This is a genomic window from Nitrospirota bacterium (assembly GCA_040755395.1).
GTDB lineage: Bacteria > Nitrospirota > Nitrospiria > Nitrospirales > Nitrospiraceae > DATLZU01.
Window position 1 is genome coordinate 1 of record JBFMAX010000035.1, and the last position, 3,123, is coordinate 3,123.

A 3,123-nucleotide genomic window follows, 5' to 3' on the forward strand; every position below is an offset into this window, starting at 1 on the left:
GGTTGGACTCGGCGGGGAACTTACTGGACTGAGGGCTCGTTCCTCCATCGTGATTCCCTCCCTGTGCCCAGAGAGGGAGGAATTTCAGATGAAAACTCAGGGGGGAGTTTCGCATGAAAGCTGACAAACGTTCCCCATTTCTCCTGTCCCCAGAGGCTACGCGGAGAAGTTGAGCTTTCGAACTGCCAGCGAGCCACTATGGCCCGCCACCAGTCGGACACGGCCCAGGTAGCAGTGGATTGATGGGATTCCCGCCAGGTGTGCAAGGAGGCGCCCCAGGTCTTCGTGGCGGTTGGGTGAGAAAGACGATCTGGTCATAGCGCTCAGCGTTGTTGAATTTGACCTGATTCAGCGGAGCCTCCGTGCTGCGGCTCTTCACGCCGTGAATCTCGCCGTCGATCCAGATCAGATCAGGTGGGGATTAAAGGGGTCGGGAGTCGTTTCGTTACGCATGACATGATAGACGAGAGCACCAGCGGCCACGCATGGACGAGAGAGCCCGGATGCGCTCCTGCGGAAATCGCGGGCCTCCTGTCAAGAATCGACTCCCGACCCCTTTTCTTGCTCACGGACCAGCCGGCTCCGGTGCGCCTTGAGCCCATCCCAGATGATCAGCAGCTTCCGGCGCAGTTGTCGCCGCAGGTGGCGGAGAAAGTCCACGATCTGCGGGCTCTTGATCGTGCCGGGATACAGCCGGAAATAGAACGTCCAGACCGTCACCCCGGCGATCACGGACAGCCGTTTCCAGTTGAAGGCCAGTTGCCACACTGGCGTCTGCCCTCGCGGCGCCCACGTCCGCACCCGATGCGGCTGCTCGCTCAACCCCGACTCGTCGACGAAGACGATCGTGCGGCCTTCGGCCGCGGCGTTTTTTTAACCGGGGCCACTCGATCCGCTTCCAGCGTCGGATCGCGGCCTCATCCCGCTCCCGCGCCCGCCCGGTCGGCCGCTGGCAACTCCAGCCCAGGGCGTGCAAGAGTTGCCAGACGCGGGTTGTGCCGAACCGGACGCCGCAGGCGGTCTCAATCAGCTTCGCCACGCGGGGCAGTGTCCACAGCCCGGTGGCGTATCCCTGGGCCTCCGGCCCCGCCTTCAGCGCCCGCACCACGCGCTTCAGATCCGCGGCCGTGAGCGTCGGCGGGCGTCCTGCCCGCTTCGCCCGTTGCAAGCCTTGGCGGCCCTGCTCGGCCAGGGCCTTGGCCCAGCGGCTTACCGATTGGCGCGAGACCCCCAAGCGCCGCGCGACCTCCGCTGGCCACACACCCTGCCGCAACAGGGTCGCCGCTTTGTATCGTCGCTGCTCCAGTGCCTCAAAGTCTCGTGTCCGTGCCATCCGCCCCTCCCGTGGTGATCACGTCGGCAGGAGGATAGCCTATCGACACACGTTTGTCACTATATTTGTGAACGCTCAATAGTATTACCGTTCCAGTCGTTCAAGGCCCCAGCCTTTATAACGCGTATATCGGTGTAGTCCAGCGGTACATCAGGGGATTAGTCGCTCAGGGGGGCATCCCAAGAATTCATCGCCGGGGAAATGGCGAAATATCTTGGCGGCAGCCCGTCCGACTATTTACCCGAGCCAGAGCCACCTCCCTTGCCACCTGCGCCGAAGGCCAGTGCGGCACCTTCGTCTTCTGGAACGGCGTCTTTTGTCATGGACTTCGTACTGGGGCTCGTTCCGGGGTATGATCTGGGACAAGCGCTAGGAAATCCAGATGCAGGTCCCGGCGATTACTTTTGGGGTATCTTAGGGATCATCCCTGGAGGCAAGGGAGCAAAAGTTGGCTTTGAGGGAATCTTCGACGCGGTTCGGCACCTCCTGAAACCAGGTAGCTCACCAGGTATTTTTACTTTTCATGGTGGGCAAGAGGGGTTGGAATCGTTATTTCTTGAAGTGGGGCAGCATGGTCGGTTGATTGATCACCCGACATACAAAGGCCTGTTCGTTAATTTGGGACAAGGGGCGAACATCGGTTTTAGGCAGTCGAGGCGCTACGGTCCCACGATGGACGTGAACATCCCGGGAATCAACGACATCAAGAGAATACACATACCGAAGTGAGCATGCGCGATGCAGAAGCTATCTGAATTACACAAGAATGTCTTGGGCTATTGCCAGGATGATTATACTGGTCTGTGGCTAGTGGTCTGGGTGATCACTAGAGACCTCGTGCGGCAGCAACCCGGTGGACGTGAATTACTGGACATGGTGGCCTCTAAGGCTTGGGATGCTGAGCTCGGTGCGCAGCTGGAAGAACGCGAACTGGCCATAGACCAGAAACTCGTGCGTGAGAAAGTCCTTCAAATACTCCGTGACCTGCTCGAAGCAGGACTGATCGAAGCCGGGTGCCCGACCGAGGACGGAAAATGGGAATCTTGGAGTCTCTCTCCGGCAGACACGATGAATCGGATCCAAGCTGAGTGGGAGGCGCTTGGCCATGAACCTGGCCTCGGAGATGTTGCCTGGTTTATTAGCACAATGGAAGGAGACCGGGTCTTGAGCCAGGGTACCGAACGTAACGTGGCTAGCGAGAACTGAAAAGGAGAAGATCGGCGCGGAAAGAGAAAAGGAGAGCTTTGGGGTCAGACATGACTTATTGAGTTATCGCGTTCTTCATTTTCCCGGACCTCTGCTGACGCCCCGCCGGATGCATCCGCTCTCCTCCGAGTATCATTCCTCTCCCAGCATCACCGCGAACGGCCAGACCACCACGTTCGTTTACGACGGCGAGGGCAGGCGGGTAAAGAAAGTCGGGGGGAGCAAGACCTCCGTCTACATCGGCAAGCTGTATGTGTGTGAATTTGGTCAGTGCGCCAAGCTTATCTGGGCGGGGAATCAACGGATCGCGATCAAGCAAGTCACGAGCGGCTCCGTCAGCTATTTCCACCCGGATCATCTGGCCACATCCCTGAGACAATCCAACACGGCGCGGTTCCACCCCGAGGGTCCGATGCCCGGGACCCTGATCAGCCGGGGAAGGACCACGCTGTCGGGTATGAGAAAAGGGGTCGGGAGTCGTTTCGTTACGCATGACATGATAGACGAGAGCACCAGCGGCCACGCATGGACGAGAGAGCCCGGATGCGCTCCTGCGGAAATCGCGGGCCTCCTGTCAGGAATCG

At 59.5% G+C, this 3,123-nt stretch carries 4 protein-coding genes and 1 pseudogene; 3 read left to right on the forward strand and 2 right to left on the reverse strand.

Annotation, left to right across the window (positions count from 1 at the left end; genetic code table 11):
* Nucleotides 1–534: 534 nt before the first annotated feature.
* Both AB1555_19910 and AB1555_19915 read right to left on the reverse strand, forming a co-directional pair.
* Nucleotides 535–846, reverse strand: coding sequence for a transposase (locus tag AB1555_19910; GenBank protein ID MEW6248944.1), 312 nt, complete (start codon nucleotides 844–846; stop codon nucleotides 535–537).
* 34 nt (nucleotides 847–880) lie between these two features.
* Nucleotides 881–1,333, reverse strand: a pseudogene (locus tag AB1555_19915) (IS630 family transposase).
* 321 nt (nucleotides 1,334–1,654) lie between these two features.
* On the opposite strand from AB1555_19915, the gene AB1555_19920 reads away from it, so the two are divergent.
* From AB1555_19920 to AB1555_19930, 3 genes are all read left to right on the forward strand, one after another.
* Nucleotides 1,655–2,062 (forward strand): hypothetical protein, encoded by a 408-nt coding sequence (locus AB1555_19920; GenBank protein MEW6248945.1) that lies wholly within the window; start codon nucleotides 1,655–1,657, stop codon nucleotides 2,060–2,062.
* Between the two features lie 9 nt (nucleotides 2,063–2,071).
* The gene (locus tag AB1555_19925; protein ID MEW6248946.1) at nucleotides 2,072–2,539 is read left to right on the forward strand and encodes a hypothetical protein; all 468 of its coding nucleotides are present in this window, start codon (nucleotides 2,072–2,074) and stop codon (nucleotides 2,537–2,539) included.
* Between the two features lie 109 nt (nucleotides 2,540–2,648).
* Nucleotides 2,649–3,123, forward strand: a 475-nt coding sequence (locus AB1555_19930) for a hypothetical protein (GenBank protein MEW6248947.1), incomplete at its 3' end; no start/stop codon positions are given.